At 43.7% G+C, this 22,072-nt stretch carries 20 protein-coding genes; 15 read left to right on the forward strand and 5 right to left on the reverse strand.

Annotation, left to right across the window (positions count from 1 at the left end):
- The first annotated feature begins 10 nt into the window (after positions 1-10).
- From EXT48_RS18460 to EXT48_RS18530, 15 genes are all read left to right on the forward strand, one after another.
- Entirely contained in the window at positions 11-3,139 is a 3,129-nt protein-coding gene (locus EXT48_RS18460) for an efflux RND transporter permease subunit (RefSeq protein WP_130165317.1), read from the forward strand.
- Between the two features lie 57 nt (positions 3,140-3,196).
- Positions 3,197-4,081 (forward strand): cation diffusion facilitator family transporter, encoded by an 885-nt coding sequence (locus EXT48_RS18465; RefSeq protein WP_130165318.1) that lies wholly within the window; start codon positions 3,197-3,199, stop codon positions 4,079-4,081.
- Positions 4,082-4,188: 107 nt separating this feature from the next.
- Positions 4,189-4,707 carry a hypothetical protein gene (locus EXT48_RS18470; RefSeq protein ID WP_130165319.1) on the forward strand — a complete coding sequence of 173 codons (519 nt, stop codon included), beginning with the start codon at positions 4,189-4,191 and terminating at the stop codon, positions 4,705-4,707.
- A gap of 14 nt (positions 4,708-4,721) precedes the next feature.
- Positions 4,722-5,333, forward strand: a complete 612-nt coding sequence (locus tag EXT48_RS18475; RefSeq protein WP_069023160.1) for a superoxide dismutase — start codon at positions 4,722-4,724, stop codon at positions 5,331-5,333.
- 142 nt (positions 5,334-5,475) lie between these two features.
- Positions 5,476-6,834: an AlkA N-terminal domain-containing protein gene (locus EXT48_RS18480; protein ID WP_130165320.1), complete on the forward strand. Its 1,359-nt coding sequence runs from the start codon at positions 5,476-5,478 to the stop codon at positions 6,832-6,834.
- On the forward strand, positions 6,831-7,292 hold the full coding sequence (locus EXT48_RS18485) for a methylated-DNA--[protein]-cysteine S-methyltransferase (protein WP_130165321.1): 462 nt from the start codon (positions 6,831-6,833) through the stop codon (positions 7,290-7,292). The genes EXT48_RS18480 and EXT48_RS18485 overlap by 4 nt, the downstream gene beginning before the upstream one ends.
- 104 nt (positions 7,293-7,396) lie before the next feature.
- Positions 7,397-8,122: an amino acid ABC transporter substrate-binding protein gene (locus EXT48_RS18490; protein ID WP_239360025.1), complete on the forward strand. Its 726-nt coding sequence runs from the start codon at positions 7,397-7,399 to the stop codon at positions 8,120-8,122.
- A gap of 56 nt (positions 8,123-8,178) precedes the next feature.
- The gene (locus tag EXT48_RS18495) at positions 8,179-8,757 is read left to right on the forward strand and encodes a thymidine kinase (RefSeq protein WP_010374832.1); all 579 of its coding nucleotides are present in this window, start codon (positions 8,179-8,181) and stop codon (positions 8,755-8,757) included.
- 181 nt (positions 8,758-8,938) lie between these two features.
- Complete coding sequence (locus EXT48_RS18500; protein WP_069023152.1) at positions 8,939-10,336, forward strand: ATP-binding protein; 1,398 nt, start codon at positions 8,939-8,941, stop codon at positions 10,334-10,336.
- Between the two features lie 400 nt (positions 10,337-10,736).
- Entirely contained in the window at positions 10,737-11,993 is a 1,257-nt protein-coding gene (locus EXT48_RS18505; protein ID WP_130165323.1) for an efflux RND transporter periplasmic adaptor subunit, read from the forward strand.
- Between the two features lie 14 nt (positions 11,994-12,007).
- Positions 12,008-12,730: an ABC transporter ATP-binding protein gene (locus tag EXT48_RS18510; RefSeq protein ID WP_130165324.1), complete on the forward strand. Its 723-nt coding sequence runs from the start codon at positions 12,008-12,010 to the stop codon at positions 12,728-12,730.
- Between the two features lie 3 nt (positions 12,731-12,733).
- Entirely contained in the window at positions 12,734-14,047 is a 1,314-nt protein-coding gene (locus tag EXT48_RS18515) for an ABC transporter permease (RefSeq protein ID WP_130165325.1), read from the forward strand.
- 18 nt (positions 14,048-14,065) lie between these two features.
- Positions 14,066-15,268: an ABC transporter permease gene (locus EXT48_RS18520; RefSeq protein WP_130165326.1), complete on the forward strand. Its 1,203-nt coding sequence runs from the start codon at positions 14,066-14,068 to the stop codon at positions 15,266-15,268.
- Between the two features lie 114 nt (positions 15,269-15,382).
- Positions 15,383-16,723 carry a sigma-54 dependent transcriptional regulator gene (locus EXT48_RS18525; RefSeq protein WP_130165327.1) on the forward strand — a complete coding sequence of 447 codons (1,341 nt, stop codon included), beginning with the start codon at positions 15,383-15,385 and terminating at the stop codon, positions 16,721-16,723.
- 8 nt (positions 16,724-16,731) lie between these two features.
- The gene (locus tag EXT48_RS18530; protein WP_130165328.1) at positions 16,732-18,021 is read left to right on the forward strand and encodes a PAS domain-containing sensor histidine kinase; all 1,290 of its coding nucleotides are present in this window, start codon (positions 16,732-16,734) and stop codon (positions 18,019-18,021) included.
- 40 nt (positions 18,022-18,061) lie between these two features.
- On the opposite strand, the gene EXT48_RS18535 is transcribed toward EXT48_RS18530, so the two are convergent.
- The 5 genes from EXT48_RS18535 to EXT48_RS18555 form a co-directional block, all read right to left on the reverse strand.
- Positions 18,062-18,706, reverse strand: a complete 645-nt coding sequence (locus EXT48_RS18535; protein ID WP_039491627.1) for a 2OG-Fe(II) oxygenase — start codon at positions 18,704-18,706, stop codon at positions 18,062-18,064.
- A gap of 63 nt (positions 18,707-18,769) precedes the next feature.
- The gene (locus EXT48_RS18540; RefSeq protein ID WP_130165329.1) at positions 18,770-19,243 is read right to left on the reverse strand and encodes a low molecular weight protein-tyrosine-phosphatase; all 474 of its coding nucleotides are present in this window, start codon (positions 19,241-19,243) and stop codon (positions 18,770-18,772) included.
- A 128-nt stretch (positions 19,244-19,371) separates the two neighbouring features.
- Positions 19,372-20,541: an NO-inducible flavohemoprotein gene (gene hmpA / locus EXT48_RS18545; protein ID WP_130165330.1), complete on the reverse strand. Its 1,170-nt coding sequence runs from the start codon at positions 20,539-20,541 to the stop codon at positions 19,372-19,374.
- Positions 20,542-20,566: 25 nt separating this feature from the next.
- The gene (locus tag EXT48_RS18550) at positions 20,567-21,784 is read right to left on the reverse strand and encodes an NnrS family protein (protein WP_130165331.1); all 1,218 of its coding nucleotides are present in this window, start codon (positions 21,782-21,784) and stop codon (positions 20,567-20,569) included.
- On the reverse strand, positions 21,785-22,009 hold the full coding sequence (locus EXT48_RS18555; RefSeq protein WP_010374807.1) for a hypothetical protein: 225 nt from the start codon (positions 22,007-22,009) through the stop codon (positions 21,785-21,787).
- Between the last annotated feature and the right edge of the window lie 63 nt (positions 22,010-22,072).

The following is a 22,072-nucleotide window of genomic DNA, read 5'->3' on the forward strand; positions in this document are numbered from 1 at the left end:
GAGCCTCATCATGTTTAATCGAATTATCGATTGGTCTGTAAACAATCGGCTTCTAATTATTCTTTTTTTACTCGTTATCACAGCAACTGCTAGCGTGACTATTCCAAAACTCAACTTAGATGCGTTTCCCGATGTAACGAATGTGCAGGTTGCGGTGAATACTGAAGCGCCGGGACTGGCAGCGGAAGAGGTTGAGCAGTTAATCACCTATCCAATTGAGGCTGTAATGTATGCCTTGCCTGATGTGCAGCAAGTGCGTTCAATTTCTAAAACAGGTCTATCTGGCGTTACGGTGGTATTTAAGGAAGGCACCGATATCTATTTTGCCAGACAGTTGGTATTTGAGCGCCTCCAAGCTGCAAAGGAGTTGATCCCAAGCGGTGTGGGTACGCCAGAAATGGGGCCAAATACGTCAGGGCTTGGTCAAGTATTTCAATATATGCTGATGAGCGAGCCGAACTCTGAATATGATGCAATGGCCTTACGTAGTCTCAATGACTGGGTGGTCAAGCTGTTAATTATGCCAATTGACGGAGTAACTGATGTATTGGCCTTTGGCGGCGATGTGCGCCAGTATCAAGTCAATATCGACCCAAATAAGCTATTGGCTTATGCACTCACTCAGCAAGATGTGGTGAGTGCCATCGAGCGTAATAACCAAAATGTCGGCGGCTGGTATTTAGAGCGCGGTCAAGAGCAGTTGGTGATCCGCGGAACTGGCTGGTTTCAAAGTGGGGAGAAGGGGATCCAGGAGATTGCCAACGTGCCCGTCAAAACCATTGATGGCACGGTCGTGACTGTGGCTCAGGTTGCCACTGTATCGATTGGTGGAGAAATCCGTCAAGGCGCGGTGACGATGTCTAGAAAAAGCGCCTCTGGTGAAGTGGAACAGCTCGGTGAAGTCGTAACAGGTATAGTGCTTAAGCGAATGGGAGCAAACACCAAAGCAACCATTGATAGCATTAACAACCGCGTAGAACTTATTAATAAAGCATTACCTGAAGGGGTAAGGTTTGAGCCTTTTTACGACCAGTCTGATTTAATCAGCAAAGCAGTACAAACAGTCGTTGAAGCCTTGGCACTGGCATTTATTTTTATCGTTGTGGTGCTCGCGCTGTTTTTAATGAACCTGAGAGCGACTTTTCTGGTGCTCATTTCAATTCCTATTTCAATTGCCATTGCACTTGTGGTTATGGCGTGGCTTGGCGTATCGGCCAACTTAATGTCGCTAGGCGGTATCGCAGTCGCGATAGGGATGTTAGTTGACGGCTCAGTGGTGATGGTAGAAAACATCTTTAAACACCTAACAAGGCAAAAGGAAAGCGATGACTTCTCTGTAGGACTCATTGTTGAGCTCGCAGGAAAGGAAGTGGCGAGGCCAATCTTTTTTGCTGCCAGTATTATCTTAGTGGTGTTCACTCCTTTATTTAGTTTTGAAGGGGTTGAAGCTAAACTATTTCAACCTATGGCAATCAGTATTATTTTGGCTGTTATTGCGGCGATATTTGTTGCCCTTATCATTGTCCCAGCACTTGCGACCTACTTATTTAAACATGGTGTTAAAGCGCGAGAGAGTATTATTCTCGTCGTGCTAGAAAAAGGCTACCGCTGGACGTTAAATCGAGTGTTGCATAGGCAAAAGTTGTTGATGGCAATGGTCATATTATTGATGGCGGCGGCCGGTTTTACGTTCACTAAAATTGGTACCGAGTTTGTCCCAGAACTTGAAGAAGGCACCATCAACTTAAGGGTAACGCTGGCACCTTCCGCCAGTCTTGAAACCGCGCTGAATGTTGCGCCTGAGCTGGAAAAAATGTTGCTCACTTTTCCTGAAGTAAACTACGCGCTGAGCAGAATTGGTCGAGCGGAGATAGGAGGCGATCCTGAACCGGTAAATAACATTGAAATCTATATTGGCCTTGCGCCAGTAGCACAGTGGCAAAGCGCAAATAATCGCTACGAATTACAAGCTTTGATGGAACAAAAGCTATCGGCTTACCCCGGCTTACTGTTTAATTTTTCACAGCCTATTGCGACGCGTGTCGATGAATTACTCTCAGGTGTTAAAGCGCAGTTGGCGATTAAGTTGTTTGGCCCAGACCTAGCTGTGCTTGCAAAAAAAGGCAAGGAAATTGAGGCTGCCGTGGCGCAAGTTGAAGGAACAGAGGGCGTACAACTTGAGCAAATAGCTGGTGAGTCACAGCTGATCATCACCCCAAAACGTCAAGCCTTATCGCGCTACGGTTTAGCTGTTGGCGATGTTATGGCTTTAGTGCAAGATGGCATTGGCGGCAGTAAAGCGGGGCAGGTTATCAACGGTAATGAGCGCTATGATATTTACGTCCGCTTGGCACCTAAGTACCGTCAAAGCAAACAGACCATTGAAGAAATACGTTTACAATCAAGTTCAGGTGCGTGGATCCGGTTGGCTGATGTTGCGAATGTTGAATATCAATCTGGTCCACCGCAAGTAAGGCGAGATGACGTTCAACGTCGAGTGGTGATCCAAGCTAATGTGCAAGGTCGGGATATGGGCAGTGTAGTAAGTGATATTCGCGCGGCTATTGATAGTAAAGTTGACTTACCAACAGGTTATGGTGTTGAAATCGGTGGTCAATTTGAAAACCAGCAACGAGCACAAAAACGCTTGGCAATCGTGGTGCCGCTATCTTTGGCGCTAATAGCACTCCTACTTTACTTTGCATTTGGTTCAATGGCTCAGGCTGCGCTTATTTTAGTGAATGTGCCGCTGGCAGTTATTGGCGGGGTATTTTCTTTATATATCTCAGGACAATATCTATCGGTCCCAAGCTCGGTTGGGTTTATCACCTTATTCGGTGTCGCGGTACTCAATGGTGTGGTCATGGTTGAGAGCATAAACCAGCGATTGGCTGCGGGAGAATCGCTTCATTCAGGTGTCTTTGAGGGAGCAATTTCAAGGCTTAGACCCGTGCTTATGACTGCGATAACCTCAGCACTTGGACTTATTCCCATGCTGTTATCGACAGGAGTGGGCGCTGAAATTCAAAGGCCGCTTGCCAGTGTAATTGTTGGTGGATTATTAACGTCAACCTTGCTGACCTTGTTTGTATTGCCAGCACTTTATCCACTATTCTCAAAGCAAATTAAAAATTCGTAATGCCCGTGGGGGCCATTGAAAGTGGCCCCTTCTTCGGATCAATAAATAGGATTGAGTATGTCTCACGCACATCATCACCATCATGGAAACAAGCTCGGTTGGGCCGTATTTGTTAATATTCTACTGAGTGTCGCGCAGGTCGTTGGTGGCATTCTCTCTGGCAGTCTCTCTTTGGTTGCTGATGCGCTACATAATTTAAGTGACGCTGGTGCGCTTATTATCGCGTTAGTCGCGCAAAAAGTTGCAAGAAAGCCGGCCTCACTTGAACTCACTTATGGCTATCAACGTGCTGAAATAATTGGGGCGTTAATTAATAGCGCGACACTCATCGTTGTTGGGGTTTATCTGTTATTCGAGGCGATTTCTCGATTTTTAAATCCAGAGCCAATTGACGGCTGGATAGTGGTGTGGCTCGCGGCCTTGGCGTTAGTTATCGATGTTATCACAGCGCTTATTACTTATTCTGCAGGTGCAAAAACCAGCCTAAATATTCGTGCGGCATTTATTCATAATGTTTCTGATGCTGCGGCTTCCGTTGCGGTGATCGTGGCTGGAACATTAATCATCTTATATCAATGGTATGTGGTGGATCTTATCGCCACTGTGTTGATCTCCGCGTACGTGATTTATCATGGCGTAGAACTGAGTAAAAGTAGTATTAGAATTCTCATGCAGGCGACGCCAGATAATATGAATATTCAGGAGGTTAAGAAATACCTTGAGACACAAGAGAATGTTAAAACAGTAAGCCATATCCATGTTTGGCAGCTCAATGAGCATGAATATATTTTAGAGGCGCAAGTTGTCATTACGTCCTTGAGCGACCAAAGCACGCTAGCGCGGTTAAAAGAGGGGTTACAGTCGCGGTTTGGATTGTCGCACACCACACTTGAATTAACCGAGGACTCTTTGGTAACACACCAGTGTGTAGAAATTGAATAAATGCAAATGAAAATGGTTTGCATTAATGTTTATGTGATCGTATAGTGCCCCAATAGCTCATACAGGTTTGCTTGCACAAGTAAGCTAGTTCGGTAATAGGGTAGAATATGAAAAATCGCATGGACCTTAGTGCAAATCGCTTAGCCAGCGGAGCTTGCGCGTTATCTTCAGTGCTGTCACCTTGGCAAGCTAAAATACTCTCTGGTAATCAAGCATATCAAGCGCAAATATTTCTGCGTGCCCGTGACGAATATCAGGTTGCATTGACACTCGCAACAGGTATTTTAGATGAATTTTTATTATGCCAAAAAGACAATGTCGTGATGAGTGCCATAGCGCATAGTCTACCTGCCGTCGTGGTATCCGCGCATAATCTAGCTGACACTTTTATTGCGCTAGAACAGCCAAATAGAGCGTGCCAGCAACTTATCTCAATCCATCTGAAAATACATGCAACTTACCTAGAATATGCCAACGAACTTGCACCTATTGTCTTGCATCATTTGCATAAAACTCGACAAGAGTTGATCCACTTTGCAAAACGCTACCCTCACTTACCTGAGCTGATTCATCAAATTAACGAAGCGATGCTGGTAACGCACCTGCATGCTCGCGTTTTACATTAACATTTGGAGGTCGAATGGCTTATACCTTACCTGAGTTACCGTACGCATATGATGCACTGGAACCACATATCGACGCGAAAACGATGGAGATCCATCATACTTTGCATCATCAGACATATATAAACAAAGCAAACGCCGCGTTAGAGGGGACAGAGTTCGCAGGTAAAGACACCGAAACGTTACTGAGAAATATTAAAACGTTACCTGAAAACTTACAAAAAGCAGTGCAAGAACATGTCGGCGGGCACAATAACCATAGTTTGTTCTGGCAAATTATGACTCCAAATTATGCGCCTCTATGTGACGGGCCGTTAAAACAAGCGATAGAAAGTGAGCTCAGTGGTTTTGATAGCTTTAAAACTGAATTTACAAACGCTGCTGTCAGTCGATTTGGTAGTGGCTGGGCATGGTTAGTTGTAGATGAAAATGGCAAGTTAGCGGTGACGAGTAGTCTTAACCAAGACAGCCCCTACATGGAGCAGCACACCCCAATATTGGGTTTAGATGTGTGGGAACATGCTTATTACCTCAAATATCAGAATCGTCGACCAGAATACATCGCGGCTTTTTACAACGTCATTAATTGGTCTGAAGTCGAGCGCAGATATAACCAAGCAGTAGGTTAGTACTTTTCTTATTTCCTCAGTTAGTTAAGCCCTTAGCGGGCTTTTTTCATGAATACTCCAAACATGGTTGAGTACCAAAAATGGCTAGTTTGCTATAGTGATAGCTATTAGACTGAGTGAAAACGAAGTACGAGCGAAAGTCATGTATACACCAGAAGTTTGTTCTCAAGCTAGAAATAGTCGCGATGCTAGATTTGATGGGTTGTTTTTTGTTGCGGTCAAGAGCACCGGCATTTATTGTCGGCCAATATGCCCAGCACCTGCTGCAAAAGAAAAGAATGTAGAGTATTTTCAATTTGCCCACAATGCTGCGCAAGCAGGCTTTAGGCCTTGTATTCGCTGCCGTCCCGATAGTGCACCGGGTAGTTATGCATGGCTTGGCACGGAAACAACCGCAGTTAGAGCCAAAAAGTTAATCGATGAGGGAGCCTTAATACGTCATTCGACAGAAGACTTAGCCGATAGGTTAGGCATTTCGGTCCGTTACTTAAATAAAGTATTCAATCAATACGTTGGCACCAGCCCCAAACAATATGCACTTTATAAGCAATGTGACTTAGCTAAGCAGCTTTTACAGCAAAGTGACCTTCCTGTTACGCAAGTCGCGTTTGCCGCCGGCTTTAACTCATTGCGACGCTTTAATGATGCATTCCAAAAGCTGTATCAGTTATCACCAAGTCAACTCAGAAAAGACGCCGGTAGTGGCTCTACCATTGCAATTTACTTGTCCTATCGACCACCATACAACTGGGATAAAATGCAGCAGTTTTTAGCAATGAGAATTGTGCCAGGTATCGAGTGGTTAACAGAAAACAGTTATGGGCGAACCGTGATGATACAAGGTGAAATAGGGCGTTTCACCGCGACTATCGAACCTGAAAAACATCGTTTTAAAGTGGCTATCGCGCTCTGTGATTTATCCTTGTTAGTTCCGATGATTGCGCAGATCAGGCGTGTGTTAGATTTAGATGCGGACACCTGTTTTATTGAGTCTCACCTTCATGAAGCCGCACCTGATTTGCCGCTACAAGAGGGACTCAGATTACCCGGGATTTGGAGTGAGTTTGAAGCGGGCATGAGAGCTATTTTGGGTCAACAAATCAGTGTTCAAGCGGCGAGAAGCTTACTCGCTTTATTGGTCGAAACGCTCGGTGAGGTGGCTGAAGATGGCATGCGTTATTTCCCTAAGCCTAAGGCCGTATTTGATAGTGATCTTGCCTTTTTCAAAATGCCTGAGCGACGAAAGGCGGCTATTAAAGCTTTTGCTGAGCAATACGTTGGTTCGGAGCATGTTGAACTTGATGACTGGTTAAAGATTAAAGGTATAGGCCCTTGGACTGTCGATTATGCAAAAATGCGCGGATTGAGTCACCCAGACATTTACTTGGGTGGTGATTTGGGGGTTAAAAAGGCAATGGAAAAATCCTTAAAAACAATAGATATCGAAAAGTGTGCTCCTTTTCGTTCTTATTTAACTTTTCAACTATGGCAACAATTATGATTGAAACTACATTAACCTCGCCCACTGGAGAGTGGATAATACAAGCATCTAGTATTGGTTTACGATATGTCGGTTTTTTTCCAAAAACGCGCTATGAGCAAGGGGAAAATCGGCATACAGAAATGGCAAAAAAACAGTTAACAGAATACTTTGCTGGCAAACGCCAACGCTTTGATGTGGTACTTGATGTGGATGGTACGCACTTTCAAAAGCAAGTCTGGCAGGTGTTGGCACAAGTACCATTTGGTGAAACGCATAGTTATGGTTGGATAGCTGAGCGCTTAGGAAACAAAAATGCTGTCCGTGCTGTTGGCGCTGCTAACGGCAAAAATCCAATTAGTATCATCGTGCCTTGTCATCGCATTATTGGTGCAAATGGCAAACTAACAGGATATGCTGGCGGACTTGAAGCGAAAGAGTGGTTGTTACAACATGAGGGAGTGAGCTTCAAAAAATAGAGTATACTAGTGGTTAATCGTTGTTATTTCGATTGACTATATGTTTGGAGTGAATGTTGAGACTGCTATTTATTGTTTTTTGCGTTTTTACTTCGTGGGCCTGTATGGCAACAGAGGTTCGCTTTTGTTATGAAGATAAACATGCTCCACCCTTTATCCATGGTGCAGGACAAACTGTGCCATCGGCAAATCCAGGCGTCACGATCCAGATAGTACAACAGCTTGACGAGCACGTAAAAGAGGTGAGCTTCACCTACACTCGAAAGCCATGGAGCCGTTGTTTGCATGAGCTGGAAAATGGTAAAGTTGATGCCGTGGTGGCAAGCCATCGAGCGTCTAGAGAAGGGCTAATGGCATATCCAAAGAACCCCGATGGCACTGTTGCACAGCAATATGCAATTAATCGGATCAGCACTTGTTTACTCAAAAGCAAAACCAATAAAGCACCATTAAATCTGGGCAAAGAAATAGAACTCGCAGTCCCTCGTGGCTATGCTATTCGAGAAAGTATGCCAAAGCATTTTTCCATATTTGAAACCGACTCGTTGGAGCATGCTATTGCCTTGGTTGAAAATGAATTACTTGATGCGACCATAGGTCTTTGCCAAATCGGTAATATGCCAATCACATTATCACCCCCCTTTAACCACTTAGAAGCGGTTTTTCCACCGTTAGAAACGTCGTTTGGTTTTATGGCATTTTCTGAGCAGTTTTATCAGCAGCACCCTGAGTTAAGCTGGAAAGTGTGGCGTGCAAGTCAGCTTATTAACCTCGACACCTTATATAGTGAGTATTTACGTTCACAAACCACCCAAATGGATAAGCAATAGATCTTTTAATCGTTAGTCAGTAAACTAGCGCGAATTTTTATTTCGAAATATCTATTATGGCTCAGCTTTATTTTTACTATTCGGCAATGAATGCCGGTAAATCTACGACTTTATTGCAGTCGGCATTTAACTACCGAGAGCGAGGCATGCGCCCGTTTATTATCACAGCTGCAATTGATAACCGTGCTGGTGTGGGCAAAGTAGCGTCGCGTATCGGTTTAGAGGCTGAGGCGCAAGTTTTTGAAAGCCAAACAGATGTGAAAGCACTACTGATGTCTGCTCATACCGAGAATAAAATAGACTGTGTATTGGTAGATGAGTGCCAGTTTCTAACAAAAGCTCAAGTCGCAGAGCTGACGGATATCGTCGATGAACTGCGGATCCCGGTATTATGCTATGGTCTTAGAACGGACTTTCGTGGTGAGCTGTTTGAAGGCTCGCAATATTTGCTGGCATGGGCAGATAAATTGATTGAGCTAAAAACCATCTGTCACTGCGGTCGCAAAGCAAACCGAGTGCTTCGCACCGATGAGCACGGCAAAGCTATTGCGGATGGCGATCAAGTTGTGATTGGTGGTAACGATAGGTATGTTTCTCTTTGTAGAAAACACTATAAGGATGCCCTAAGCGCATAAGTATATTCAAACCTGATGTACTGTGAAGAGTGGCTTCTTTACAGTACAGATCCCGTTCTATAGTCACTCAGTATTTCTTCCTACCATAGTGCTAAATATATACCATTTTCTGGTTCGAATAATTTGGTAAACCTGCGGATTTGTACCATCCTTAAGAAATAGGAGTAAGGGTGTCATTTTAATGAGTCAGCAGCAGCCATTATCTTTCTTAAACGTTTCAGAACCTGATGAACAAAGCCTAGACGAGTGTGCATCTCCTTGGGTCGTGTTGATTGTCGATGATGAACCTGAAGTGCATGATGTGACTAAACTTGTGTTAACGGCTTATCGGTTTGAATTAAAACCGCTCGAGTTACTTCATGCCTATAGCAAAAAAGAAGCGATTGATATTTTAAGCAATCGAGATGATGTTGCATTGATTTTACTCGACGTCATTATGGAAAGTGAAGAAGCGGGTTTAGAATGTGCGCAATACATACGTGAAGAGCTTGGCTATCATAACGTGAGAATAGTACTGCGCACCGGTCAGCCTGGCAGTGTACCGGAACATGAAGTCATGCTGCGTTATGATATCAATGACTATAAAAATAAAACTGACCTCACAAAATCTCGTCTATTCACTATGTTAACCAGCTCGCTGCGCTCTTATCGAGATTTAAATCGACTTGAGTTGTTGACCGATGAACTAACCAAACTTAACGAAGGATTGGAAGAAAAGGTCAAGCAGCGCACCCATGAACTTGAGTCGTCAAATGATGCCTTAAGAGAGGCATATAACCGTATTGCTGAGCAGCAGCAAGCGTTGATCCAATCAGAAAAGCTCGCTTCAGTAGGACAGTTTGCTGCGGGTGTAGCCCATGAGATAAATAATCCGCTTGCGTACTTAAAAAGTAACTTAGAGTTTGTACAAAGTTCGTTGGTTAAGTTGTATCGAGCTTGGCAATTTTTGGCAAATAATTCGCAACTCTCTCCTGAATGTGCAAAATCACTGAGTGAATTGGAGAAAGAGTATCAACTAAACTGGGCTTTGAGTGAAAGTGATGATGTGATGGCTGAAATGCACTCGGGACTCGACAGAATTCAACTGATTGTTAAAGAACTGAGTGTGTTTTTTGAGAGTAATCAAACTCAGTTTCAGCAAGTAGAATTCTATTCTCAAATTATGGATTCTGTGATGATTAATTTGGAGTTGGATGGTACAAACTTGAGCTTGATTGAATTTGAAAAAGGAGAGCGGTTTGAGTTGCACTGTGCCCCAGCACTCCTAGAACACAGTATTTACTGCCTCATAAAGAACGCTTTAGAAAGTACGGGTAGAATGCGAAAGGCCATTAAAATCAACACGAAAGTTGAGGATCAAACACTCTCTATCGATATCTTCGATTGTGGTGAGGGGATTGCGGATAAGCTGGTACATCGAGTATTTGATCCGTTTTATACCACTAAAGCTTCAGAAAAGCATGTGGGACTTGGGTTAACTATCGCATCTAATATCATCAAATCTCACGGTGGTGAACTGATCATAAAATCTACTATCGGTAAAGGCACCAGAGCGACTATAAATTTGCCACTAATTTGATTCAACTCTGGTTAATGCACTCTCCAATTATTAAATCTGAACTTAAAGAAATCAGTTAGTTTGCTATCTATCCAATCCTCAAGTTATCTCTTCAGTCGATATATTAAGATGCAGAAATGTGGCGACTGACACCTATAGCGCTATAACTTTAGGTGAAGAAGTGTCCGCTGCGGACACTTTTTCCGTCCGCGGACACATTTTATCCTCTTCCAAAATAAAATAAATCTATAATATCAACACCTTAAGTTTTGGCATGAAGTTCGCCTCACTTTCTGCATACAAACTAATAAAGAAGATACGTTATGTGGTTAAGTACTGCTTTTTTAATTTCACCCTTGATGATGTTGGCTGTAGCAACGGTTGTGGCGGTATTTGACTCGTTAATTCGAGGAGAATCATTATGATTAAAGACACAAGCGGACAAGACGAAGTGCTCCAAACTGGTAAATCTAAAAAGAAGCTTGGTCTTGTAATTGCGGGTGTTGTCATTATTGCAGCGCTTAGCGCACAAGTCGTGTTTGGTGGACCCAAGGCTAGTAGCTCCGTGGCCAAAGATAGAGTACAAATTGCAGCCGTGACTTTCGGCGAGTTTACCCGTGATATTGCCGCCACAGGTTTTGTCGTTGCTGCAAATGCACCACAAATTTACAGTCCGGAGCAGGGTTATGTCTCTTTACAGGTTAAAGCGGGTGATAGCGTGACTCAAGGTGAAGTACTAGCCACGGTCAAAAGTCCAACTTTAACCAACCGGCTCCAACAAGAAGAAGCGGAGCTGCAAAGACTGAGTGGTGAGCTTGAAGGGAAGAAGTTGGATGTCAGACGTCAAAACTTGGCGTTAAATCGCTCCTTAGATCTCGCTCGAGTCGAACTATTAGCGGCAGATAGAGAGGACCGACGAGCTCAGTTATCTATCCAAAAAAACCTCATCAGCCAAATTGATTTAGAAGAAGCGCAAGACGACCTAGCGCGGGCAAAATTAAACTTCAATCATGCAGAACAAGAAGTTGCGCTAGGCAAAGATACCTTGGCCTTTGAACTTAAATCTGTTGAGAATCAGCTTGAGAGGCAACGTTTAATTGTTGAAGAATTAAAACGTCAAGTTGCAAGTTTAGATGTGATTGCGCCGGTTTCAGGCATAGTCGGTAATTTATTAGTTGATCAAAATGCGCTTGTTAATGCCAATCAGGGGTTGATGAAACTCGTTGACTTAAGTGCTTATGAAGCCGAGCTGCAGGTTCCTGAAAGTTATGCGGCAGAGCTTGGGCTCGGGATGGCTGTCGAACTTAGGATTGGCAACCAAAATATTTCTGGCGTGTTATCTGCGATTTCTCCAGAAGTAAATAACCGTGAAGTCACCACTAGAGTACGCTTTTCGGACGAGAACATTGATGGCATTAGACAAAACCAACGTTTGTCTGCTCGGATTTTACTAGAGCACAAAGAAAACACCTTAATGGTCAAACGTGGTGCTTTTATGAGTGAAGGTGGACACATTGCTTACAAACTAAGTGGTGATATCGCTGAGCGAATTGAGATCACCACCGGTACCTCAAGCATCAGTGAAGTTGAAGTGCTTAATGGCTTACAGCAAGGCGATCAAATCATCATCAGTAGTTACGACGCATTCGAACGTGCGCCCAGCATCTTATTAAGATAAGAAGGAAAATAATAATGTTAGTTATGAATAATATCGGCAAAGTATACCAAACTGATATGGTGCAAACACACGCACTCAGAGATTTTAACCTGCAAGTAAATGAAGGAGAGTTTATCGCGGTAACGGGCCCTTCAGGCTCAGGTAAAACGACCTTCTTAAATATTGCTGGGATGCTAGAAGGGTACTCTAGTGGTCAATATATGTTAGATGGAATTGATGTTGGTAAGCTCAATGACAATCAAAGAGCTGATCTGCGAAACCAAAAAATCGGTTTTATTTTTCAAGGCTTTAACCTTATCCCAGATTTAAACTTGTACGAAAATGTTGAAGTGCCATTACGCTATCGTGGTATCAAGGCGGCTGAGCGCAAGCGCAGAATTGAAAGCTGCCTCGAGCAAGTTGGCCTTGCTGGCCGAGCAAAACATTTGCCACAACAGTTGTCCGGCGGACAGCAGCAGCGTGTGGCTATTGCAAGAGCGCTTGCTGGTGAGCCACGCTTTTTACTAGCCGATGAACCAACGGGGAATTTAGATAGTTTAATGGCGCGTCAGGTGATGGAATTACTAGAACAAATTAACCGTGACGGCGCAACGATAGTAATGGTTACCCATGATCCTGAGCTTGCAAGGCGTACACCAAGAAACATCCAGATTGTAGATGGACAGGTTGCGGATTTTACTTTGTATCAAGGTAAAGGTGCGGCTTCACAAGCGTTGAAATCTCAGGTGGGAGCGTAAGTTATGTTTGCCCATTACCTTGATTTAGCCTGGCGTAGCCTAAAAGCCACGCCGCTTGCGACTAGCCTAATGGCGCTGGCCATTGCCATTGGCATTGGCGTCACTATGGTGAGTTTGTCTGTGTATCACATGATGTCCGCCGATCCAATTCCAAGCAAAAGTAGTAAACTCTATGCTGTACAGCTACAAGTGATGGATGAGGGACAAACCTATCATTCAGCTGATGATATTCCCTTTCAGCTGACATTTTTAGATGCGAAAAACCTTTATCAAACGCTAAACATCGACAAAAAAGTCGCGATGTTTAAATCTGGTTTTGCAGTTCATGTAAACAATCCTGAAGTGAGCCCCATGTTGCAAACGACACGGCTAATAACCCGAGAGTTTTTCGCCATGTTTGAGTTGAATTTTTTGTATGGTGGAGTGTGGAGTCAAAGCCAAGCAGACAATGCTGCACCAGTTACTGTTATTGACGAAACTATCGCACAAAAGTTATTTGGCCGCAGTGATGTGGTGGGAGAAAGTATTTATTTAGCGCAGCGAAGATATCAAGTAGTAGGGGTAACTAAGGAGTGGCAGCCAAACGTCAAAATGTATGACTTAAACAATGGCGCGTTTGCTGATGCAGAGCGTATCTTCATTCCCTTCAGTCATGCGGCAGCTTATGAGATTGATACTTGGGGAAATACAAATGGTTGGAAGCGCGAAGAGATTAACAACTTCACGGACAAAATGAATTCAGAAATGCTTTGGACTCAGTTTTGGGTTGAATTAGAGAATGAAAAAGAACAACAAGCGTTAGCAACACAACTAGATAACTACATCCAAACCCAACAAGATTTGGGAAGGTTTAACCGTAAAACACGAGAATTTTCACTTCGAAATGTCACTGAGTGGCTTGAGTACAATAATGTAGTCAGTGAAGATAACAAAGTCATGATTGGTTTAAGTTTTATGTTCCTTGCCGTTTGCTTAGCCAATATTCTTGGGTTGTTACTTGCGAAATTTCTTAAACGTGCCCCTGATGTTGGTGTAAGAAGAGCACTTGGCGCAAGTAAAACGCAAGTGTTTTACCAACACTTGGTTGAAGTGGCGTTGCTTGGTTTTATGGGGGGAGTGATAGGGATAGTTTTTGCTCAGCTTGGCTTATGGGGGATCCGTAAAACTAGCCATGTCTACGAAAGTCTTGCAACGATGGATGTCTCTATGCTGTTAGCAGCGCCGAGCATCGCTATTGTGACTTGTATTCTTGCAGGGCTTTACCCAGCTTGGATAGTGTGTAAAACATCACCTGCTACTTATTTAAAAGTGCAATAAGGCAATAAGGAGAGTCCCATGTTGGAATTAAAACCCATTATCAATGCGTTATTGCGCTCTAAAGTCGGTGCTGTACTTGCTATCCTACAACTTGCCTTGACGTTGGCAATTGTCAGCAATTCGCTGTCCATTATTAGTGAGCGCGTCAGCTATCTCAATAAGCCAACTGGCTACCCTGAAGAGTCGATAATCACCTTCAGTGTCATGTCGTTTGACGACAAGATAGATGCAAATCAGCAGCTTATCGTTGATGAGAGAATACTAAAAAGTATCCCTGGAGTTATAGAAGCCGTGGGAGTGAGCTCGGTTCCGCTTTCAGGAGGAGGCAGCAATTCGGGATTCAGCTTAACCCCAGAAGACGATGGTAAACATACAAACTCGGGGCATTTATACGCCAATGAACAAGTGATCCGTACCTTGGGCGTAAAATTGATAGAAGGCCGTGATTTCACATCTGGAGATGTCTTGATCTCAAGTGAATACGCTAAGCAACCAGATGTTGTTATTGCCAGTAAGGCTTTTACGGACGAGATATTTGGTGAGGGTAAAGGATTGGGCGAAACGATTTATTATGGTGGTGGCCCGTTAAAAGTCGTGGGGATTGTTGAGCGTATGACTAATGCTTGGCCGCGTTTTAGAAATGCTGATCGCTTAATTATTTTTCCTATGGTGAATGCGAATGGATTTCAAGATTTCTTAGTTCGCACCGATCCGAGTTTGCGTGGCGAAGTAATGAAAAAAATAGAGTCGGCGCTGCTTCAAGAAAATCCTAGTCGTGTGATCACAGGCATTAAAGGGCTTGATGAGGTGAAAGGAAAGTACAATTCTAAAGACTTATTGATGCTAAGAATGTTGCTAGTGCTCATCACCGCATTAGTCGTCGTGACGGCGCTGGGAATATTTGGTCTTACTCAGTTTAATATCAGCAAACGTACTAAACAGATAGGTACTCGCAGAGCTTTGGGGGCGCGCAAGTCTGCAATTGTTCGTTACTTTGTGGTAGAAAACCTCATTGTTTGTGCAATTGGCTTAGTACTTGGCACAGTGGCTACGGTTTTTCTAGGACAAAAGCTAATGTCTTTGTATTCAGTGCCACCGCTAGAAGTAAGCTATATTTTTATAACGGCGCTTGGGCTTATCGTGCTTTGTATCGCGTCAGTTATTTTTCCTGCTAAGAAGGCGGCGAACATTTCACCGAGTATCGCGACAAGAAGTGTATAACCCTTATGCTAATCAGGTTGTGTGAGTAGCCTGATTAGCATTACTCTAACTTGCCTTGTATTAGTTGTGCTAATATAGGTAAGTGGCAACATGTAATAACAAGAATAAAATCATATGGATAAAATCTTAATTGTGGATGATAACCCCGCAGTACTTGATGCACTGTCATTGTTACTAGAGCTGCATGATTATCAAGTGGTTACCGCGTGCTCACCGTTAGAAGCAATTAAAGTGGTGTCGTTTCAGCAAATAGCACTAGTTATCCAAGATATGAACTTTAGTGCAGACACCACTTCAGGAGAGGAGGGGGCTGCGCTTTTTCACCAATTGAAAGCACTAAATGCAAAACTCCCTATTATCTTATTAACGGCTTGGACTGAGCTCACCACGGCGGTTGAGCTGGTAAAAGCCGGAGCGGCAGACTATCTAGCGAAGCCGTGGGACGATCAAAAGTTACTCACCACTATTGCAAACCTCGTAGCGCTTGGTGAGGCACATAAGCAAGTTGCAAACTTTGAACGGGCTGAACAAGAACGCCAGCAGTTTAATCAAGGCGCGGATTTATGCGGGTTTGTGTATAAATCGGTGGCCATGCAGCGAGTCATAGATATGGCGCTGCAAGTCGCCAAATCTGATGTATCAGTGTTAATAACCGGTCCAAATGGTAGCGGTAAAGAAAAAATCGCGGAGATCATTCAAGCGAATTCACCACTAAAAAATCAACCGTTTGTCAAAGTGAATGCAGGCGCGCTCCCAAGTGACTTAATCGAAGCTGAGTTATTTGGTGCTGAGAGTGGTGCATATACCGGTGCGAATAAGCAGCGTATTGGTCGCTTTGAAGCCGCAGATAAAGGCACGTTATTTTTGGATGAGATTGGTAATTTACCTCTTCCAGGGCAAACAAAATTGCTACGTGTTTTGCAAAGTGGCGAGTTTGAGAGGCTAGGTTCAGTCGAGACAAAAAAAGTCTCTGTTCGTGTCATCTCAGCAACGAACGCGGATCTGCTAGCGGATATTCGAGGGGGGAAATTTCGTGAGGATCTATATTATCGCTTAAATGTCATCGAGCTAAACTTACCCGCGTTGTCACAGCGAGTGGATGATATTTTACCTTTGGTCGCGCATTTTTTACCAGCAAGAGGGCTTACTTCGGATGCCCAGCAAGCATTATGTGAACACCCTTGGCCTGGTAACGTACGAGAGCTTGAAAATGCCTGTAAACGGGCGGCAGTATTGAATCCAGGTGGCGAGCTCAGTGCGAAGGATTTTGGTCTTGGTGTGCAGGCAAATACAGCACAAGTTAACGTATCGCAAACCATACGAGAACCCAGTAAAGAAGAATTGGAGCAGGCGCTCAAGACTCACCTTGGCGTGATTGCGAAAGTAGCACGACATTTCAACATGAGTAGACAAGCCCTTTATCGTCGCTTGCAAAAGTTTGGCATTGAATATTAAGGACAATAATGACGACCTCGCAGCAACATATATTGATCATTGCCATCAGTATTATGATTGGCCTTATTCCTTTATGGTTCTTACTCGATGACCACAGCGGTTTCATTGTAATAGTACTAGGCTCCGTCAGTGTTGCGCTTGTGCTGTATAAACTATTAATGCGTGAAAACAAAGCGGGGTGGGAGGCGCTAGAAGTCGGCTTGATGAACTTTAAGGATGGCGAATTTTCTACGTCCATTACCTATAACGCTAACAATGAACTCGGTAGACTGTGTCAGTTATTCAATGAAACAGCAAAGCAGTTAAGAGATGAAAAACAATGGATTTATCAGCGTGAGCTGATGCTTGATAAAGTGCTTGAGTCGTCACCTCAGGTACTCGTCCTCGTCGACTCACAAGATGTGGTGGTATTTGCCAACAATAGTGCAAAAACGTTTTTTAACTGTGAGCATCGCCTTGAAGGTGAGCGTTTTAGTAAGTTGTTATCCGAAGTTCCGGATGAACTTCATCAAGCTGCAAATAACCAACTTGATGGCTTGTTTTCAATACAAAACAGCAGTGGTGAGTCGCAAATGTGGCATCTCGCCAACGGTGAGTTATTACTCAACAACCACTTTCACAAATTATATATTTTTAAGCAATTCACTCGAGAGTTGAGCCGCCAAGAAGTGCAAGTTTGGAAGAAAGTGATCCGCATCATTAGCCATGAGTTAAACAACTCATTAGGGCCTATTTCATCTATGCTGCACAGCGGACAGATCTTGGCTGAACGCGTGGATGAACCTAGGCTAAGTCGAGTCTTTGCGACGATAGAAGAGCGCATTGTGCACCTTAGCGAGTTTGTTCAGGGCTATGGTAAGTTCGCCAAACTTCCTTTGCCAAACATTGAATCTGTGGATTTGCAGGTTTTGTGTGAGCGGCTGCAAAGCCATTGGTCATTCCAGTATCAGCTTAATCAAACGCAATTACAGGCGGACACGACACAGTTAGAACAGTTACTTATTAATTTGATAAAGAATGCTACTGAGTCTGGCTCAGAGATAGAGGAAATCTGTGTTCAATCAGAGCAGCGCAGCGACGAAGCTTATATATGGGTGCTCGATAGAGGCGAAGGCATGAGTGACACCGTGATGGCGAATGCCTTAATTCCATTTTACTCTACCAAAGCGTCAGGAACAGGGCTTGGTTTAGCGCTGTGCAGAGAAATTGTGGAAGCACACAACGGTAAGATCAGCCTCTATAATCGCGAAGGTAAAGGTTTGTGCGTCGAAATTCGGTTACCGAACAAATTATCCTGAGTTTAACTCAGGATAATAAACTTAAGACTGAGCTCATCAATTATTTTGGTGGATCAATCGAATGGTTAATGCTGGCGTTAACCCTAAACCACCCTGCAATTGAATAGCGCTTTTCGTTGGCAACCAGTACTTCATGAGGAAATTCATCACTTAAAAAGGTAACCAGTGTGCCGTAACTTGGCAGTACCGTTGTGAGTATCTCGTCGTGATTATCGGGATTGTAAACGACAAGTTCGCCGCCATTGTCTGACGCCCAAGACTGATTTAAGTACAATACCGTGGTCAAAATTCGGTTGGTCTTTCCCTTAAAGGCGTCCATATGCTTTTTGTAAAACGCCCCAGGAGGATAAATGGCAAAATGGCTTTCATAACTAAAGAGTCCCATAAACAGTCGTCTGTTTAAATAGGCCTTTAGCTCGCCCATGTAGTTGAGCCAAACAGATTCCAACTCATTGCTGGTATCTAACCAGTGAATTTTATCTCTGCGAATTTTCTTATTTTGCTCGTGAGAGGCTAAACGACCAATCCCAGCTTGCTTAAAGTCGTCACTGCTGAGTTCTGCTATTCTCAATTCTAACTTGGATAAAATGTCGGGACTGACGAAATTTGGCAAAATACTAATGCCTGTGGTTTGTAAGTCCTGAGCTAATTTCTCGAACGGAAATTCTAAGTCTAAATCTAACAATAGCGATGCCTCTGAAAAAGGTCTTTTTACCGCTTTGTTTGGTACCGATCCAGCGAGTTAATTTCACCTTGTCGATAAGCGAATTTTGTTAATGATGTTTTCACTGGCGGCTTCGATTAAATCAAGCACATGTTCAAAGCCACGTTCACCACCATAATAAGGATCAGGCACTTCATGCTCAGTCATGTCACCAAACGCTAAAAACAGCTGAACTTTATGCGCTAAGTCGTTAGGACAAATGGAGAGTAGATCGCGGTAATTAGCGTTGTCTGCACACAAAACTAAGTCGTAATCTTCAAAATCGTTGGGTTTTACTTGCTGCGCTGATATGCCTGAAAAGTCATACCCTCTTGCGCTGCCTGCCGCGACACTTCGTGGATCTGGAGGGTTACCTTGATGATAGCCAATGGTGCCAGCGGAATCGATACGGATTGTTAACTCTGTTGCTGCGAGTTTGTGCTTTAATACCGCCTCCATAGTTGGAGAGCGGCAGATATTACCCATGCAGACGACTAAGATACTAGAAATTGCGCTCATATTGTTGTCCTTCAAGTACGCTTTTATACCAATAGTATTCATTCTCCAAGTCTACCGACTTTTTAATTCAGAGCAAAATATAAGGCGCCGGCTAATACCAACAGTATTAGGGCGCCAAATTTAACTCGTTAGTTTGGAAGGGTTTCGTGAGGACCGAATACCTCATAAAATATTTGCTCAGCTTGTACACCGGCATTCATCAGTTGGGTTTTGATAAAGCGCATAAAGGCAACCGGACCGCATAGGTAGAACTCTCCATCTGTGAGCGGCAAAGTATCTTTGATTGCGTTGATATCCATCAGTCCGGAATGCGTACCGTCGGCTTCTGACTCCAACCAAGTAACCACATTAAAATCTCGGATATTGCTACCAAGCTCATTGATTTCTTGGTTGAAACCTAAGTCACTGTGAGTTTTATTCGCGTGTAAAAAGTGTGCTTCGACTTCAGGTGAATGTTGGCTATGAACACCAAGCATGCAAAGCATAGGGGTTATTCCAACCCCAGCGCTAATGTATACCTTTGGACTGGCTGTGTGTTGTCTGACAAAGTCTCCAGCTGGTGGAGTGAGCTTGAGGGTGTCGCCCGCCTTAAGTGTATGAAGATATTGCGATACTACACCGTCGTGTTTAGTAGAGATCCTAAGGTACGAACCATTGGGGGCAACAGACAAAGAGTATTGGCGGATCTGCTGAAACCCAGCCACTTCTTTTGGTACAAAGACAGAAACAAATTGCCCTGCTTGGTAATGAGGTAAGGCTTTACCGTCGACAGGCTTGAGATAGAAGCTTTTAATATTTTCAGTATTGCTTATCACCTTTTCAATTGTAAATTCACGAGTTCCTTGCCACCCACCTCGCTGCTCAAGCGCGGTTTGATACAGGCCATGCTCTGCGGTGATAAATAAATCGGCTAAAAACTGGTAGGCACTAAGCCAAGCTTGCTCTATTTCGTCTGTGAATTGCTCGCTGAACTCGGCTTTGAGCGTTGCAATTAAATGCCGGCCAACAATAGCGTATTGCTCAGGTAAAATCCCAAGGCTAACGTGCTTATGGTTGATACGTAAAATGGCGTCACTGAGCACTTCTGGTTGATCAATGTAATTGGCATAGGCCGCTAATGCTGCAAATAGTGCCAACGGCTGTTTTCCCGAAGCCTGATGGGATTGGTTGAATACCCCTTTTAACTCAGGGTGTTGATTGAACATGCTATGATAAAACTTGGCGGTGATCTCGGGACCAACCTGGGCCAATAGCGGTGCACTTTGTTTTACCAACTCAATCGTATTGTGTGTAAGCATTAATATCTCCAGTTTGAGAGTAGAGTTAACCTATTCGCCCATCGACGCGTTTTTGTATCAGCATGGGCGCGAAGGTAATGGAAAAAAGCATAAAACCAAAAACCCAAGCCACGGCACTTAACAGCCATGCATTGTGCGGGTTTATAAAATGAATAAGGAATGCGCGGATAAGACCTGATACCGCGATACAGATAAATGCCAGGGTAGTTGTCGCGCTTACCTGTAATAGTCGACCAGTGTGGCCCAAGGTAACGCGAGTCATCATGGCTAAGATCATTAATCCCATGCCATTAATTGCCACTAAGTGAAGGTGGCTACGTAAATGCTCTGGTGCAAAGGTATTGTTGTATGCGCTAATTATTAAACCCACTGCGATTGCACAATATGACAGGTACAGTGACCAAAGCAGCGGTACGTTAAATAATTTACCGTTAAACCAATAAATTGCTCTTATCGAGTGCAGTAGCCCAAGGAGCAGAAGTGCAGCACTCAAATAGTGAGTATTGGGTATTGTAAACTGCAGGATATAGGTGAAAACGCAGATGATGGCGAGGTAAAAGATCGCCCTGTCTAATCTTGGAGTATGTGGTTTTTGTGCTTGCTGCAATCCTCGGGCAATAAAAAACGGAATAACGCGGCCACCCACCACACCAATCAACAGCATGTAAGCAATAAGTGTTGCTTGGCTTGCAGCGCTTAGCAATGAGAAGTGCTGGTTGTGAAGTAAGATCAAAAATATGATGTTGCAGCCACACAACATGCTTACAGCAAAAATAAAAACACGATTGTTTTTGGATTTTGCATCAACAATTACGCTCGTTAAATTGAATAGTATAATGAGCCAAAAACTCAGTTGTAGTAGCAAGGTGATGATGATTGATGGAGTTGTCACAAAAAAGCTCAGCCTAGCGGCACACCAAATAATACAGAGTGACAGCAGTGCGCCACCATGTAATGTCTGTCTTTGCGTCCAATTTTTTGCTGCGGTTAGCAAAAATCCGGCGACGACAGCACCGCCAAAGCCAAACAGCATCTCGTGGGCGTGCCAATAGGTCGCTGGGTAGTCATTACGCCAAACAACATTGCCATTGAGCAATAAAGCCCATACAGAAATGCTCACGACAGCGAATAACCCCGCGAGTAAAAATAGCGCTCTAAAGCCGAGCATCAACACGGGCCAAGTAGATGGTAAATACCAACACACTGCTTTTGGACTGGGCTCTTCTAGTTGGATTAAGCTCATTTATTTAACCTCCAAACCTAGGTGGTATAGACAAACAAGGCGGATGACGTAGGCGAGCTTAATCAAGGCGGCCAATACGATAGTACTAATATGTGCTGCAATTTGTGAGAAGAGGCTGAAGCTTTCAACGCTAAAAAAACTCACTTGCAGTGACAGCATAAACGCTGCGAGAGAAGTGAAAATGGCGATGTTGCTATATCTTAAAAGTTGGTATGCACGGCTCATCGTTAACTCTGCGAATGTTGATATATAGACTGCACATTGCAGGTGTCACGCCAACTTTAAAAT

It is taken from the genome of Pseudoalteromonas sp. CO348 (assembly GCF_004208845.1).
GTDB classification, from domain to species: domain Bacteria; phylum Pseudomonadota; class Gammaproteobacteria; order Enterobacterales; family Alteromonadaceae; genus Pseudoalteromonas; species Pseudoalteromonas maricaloris.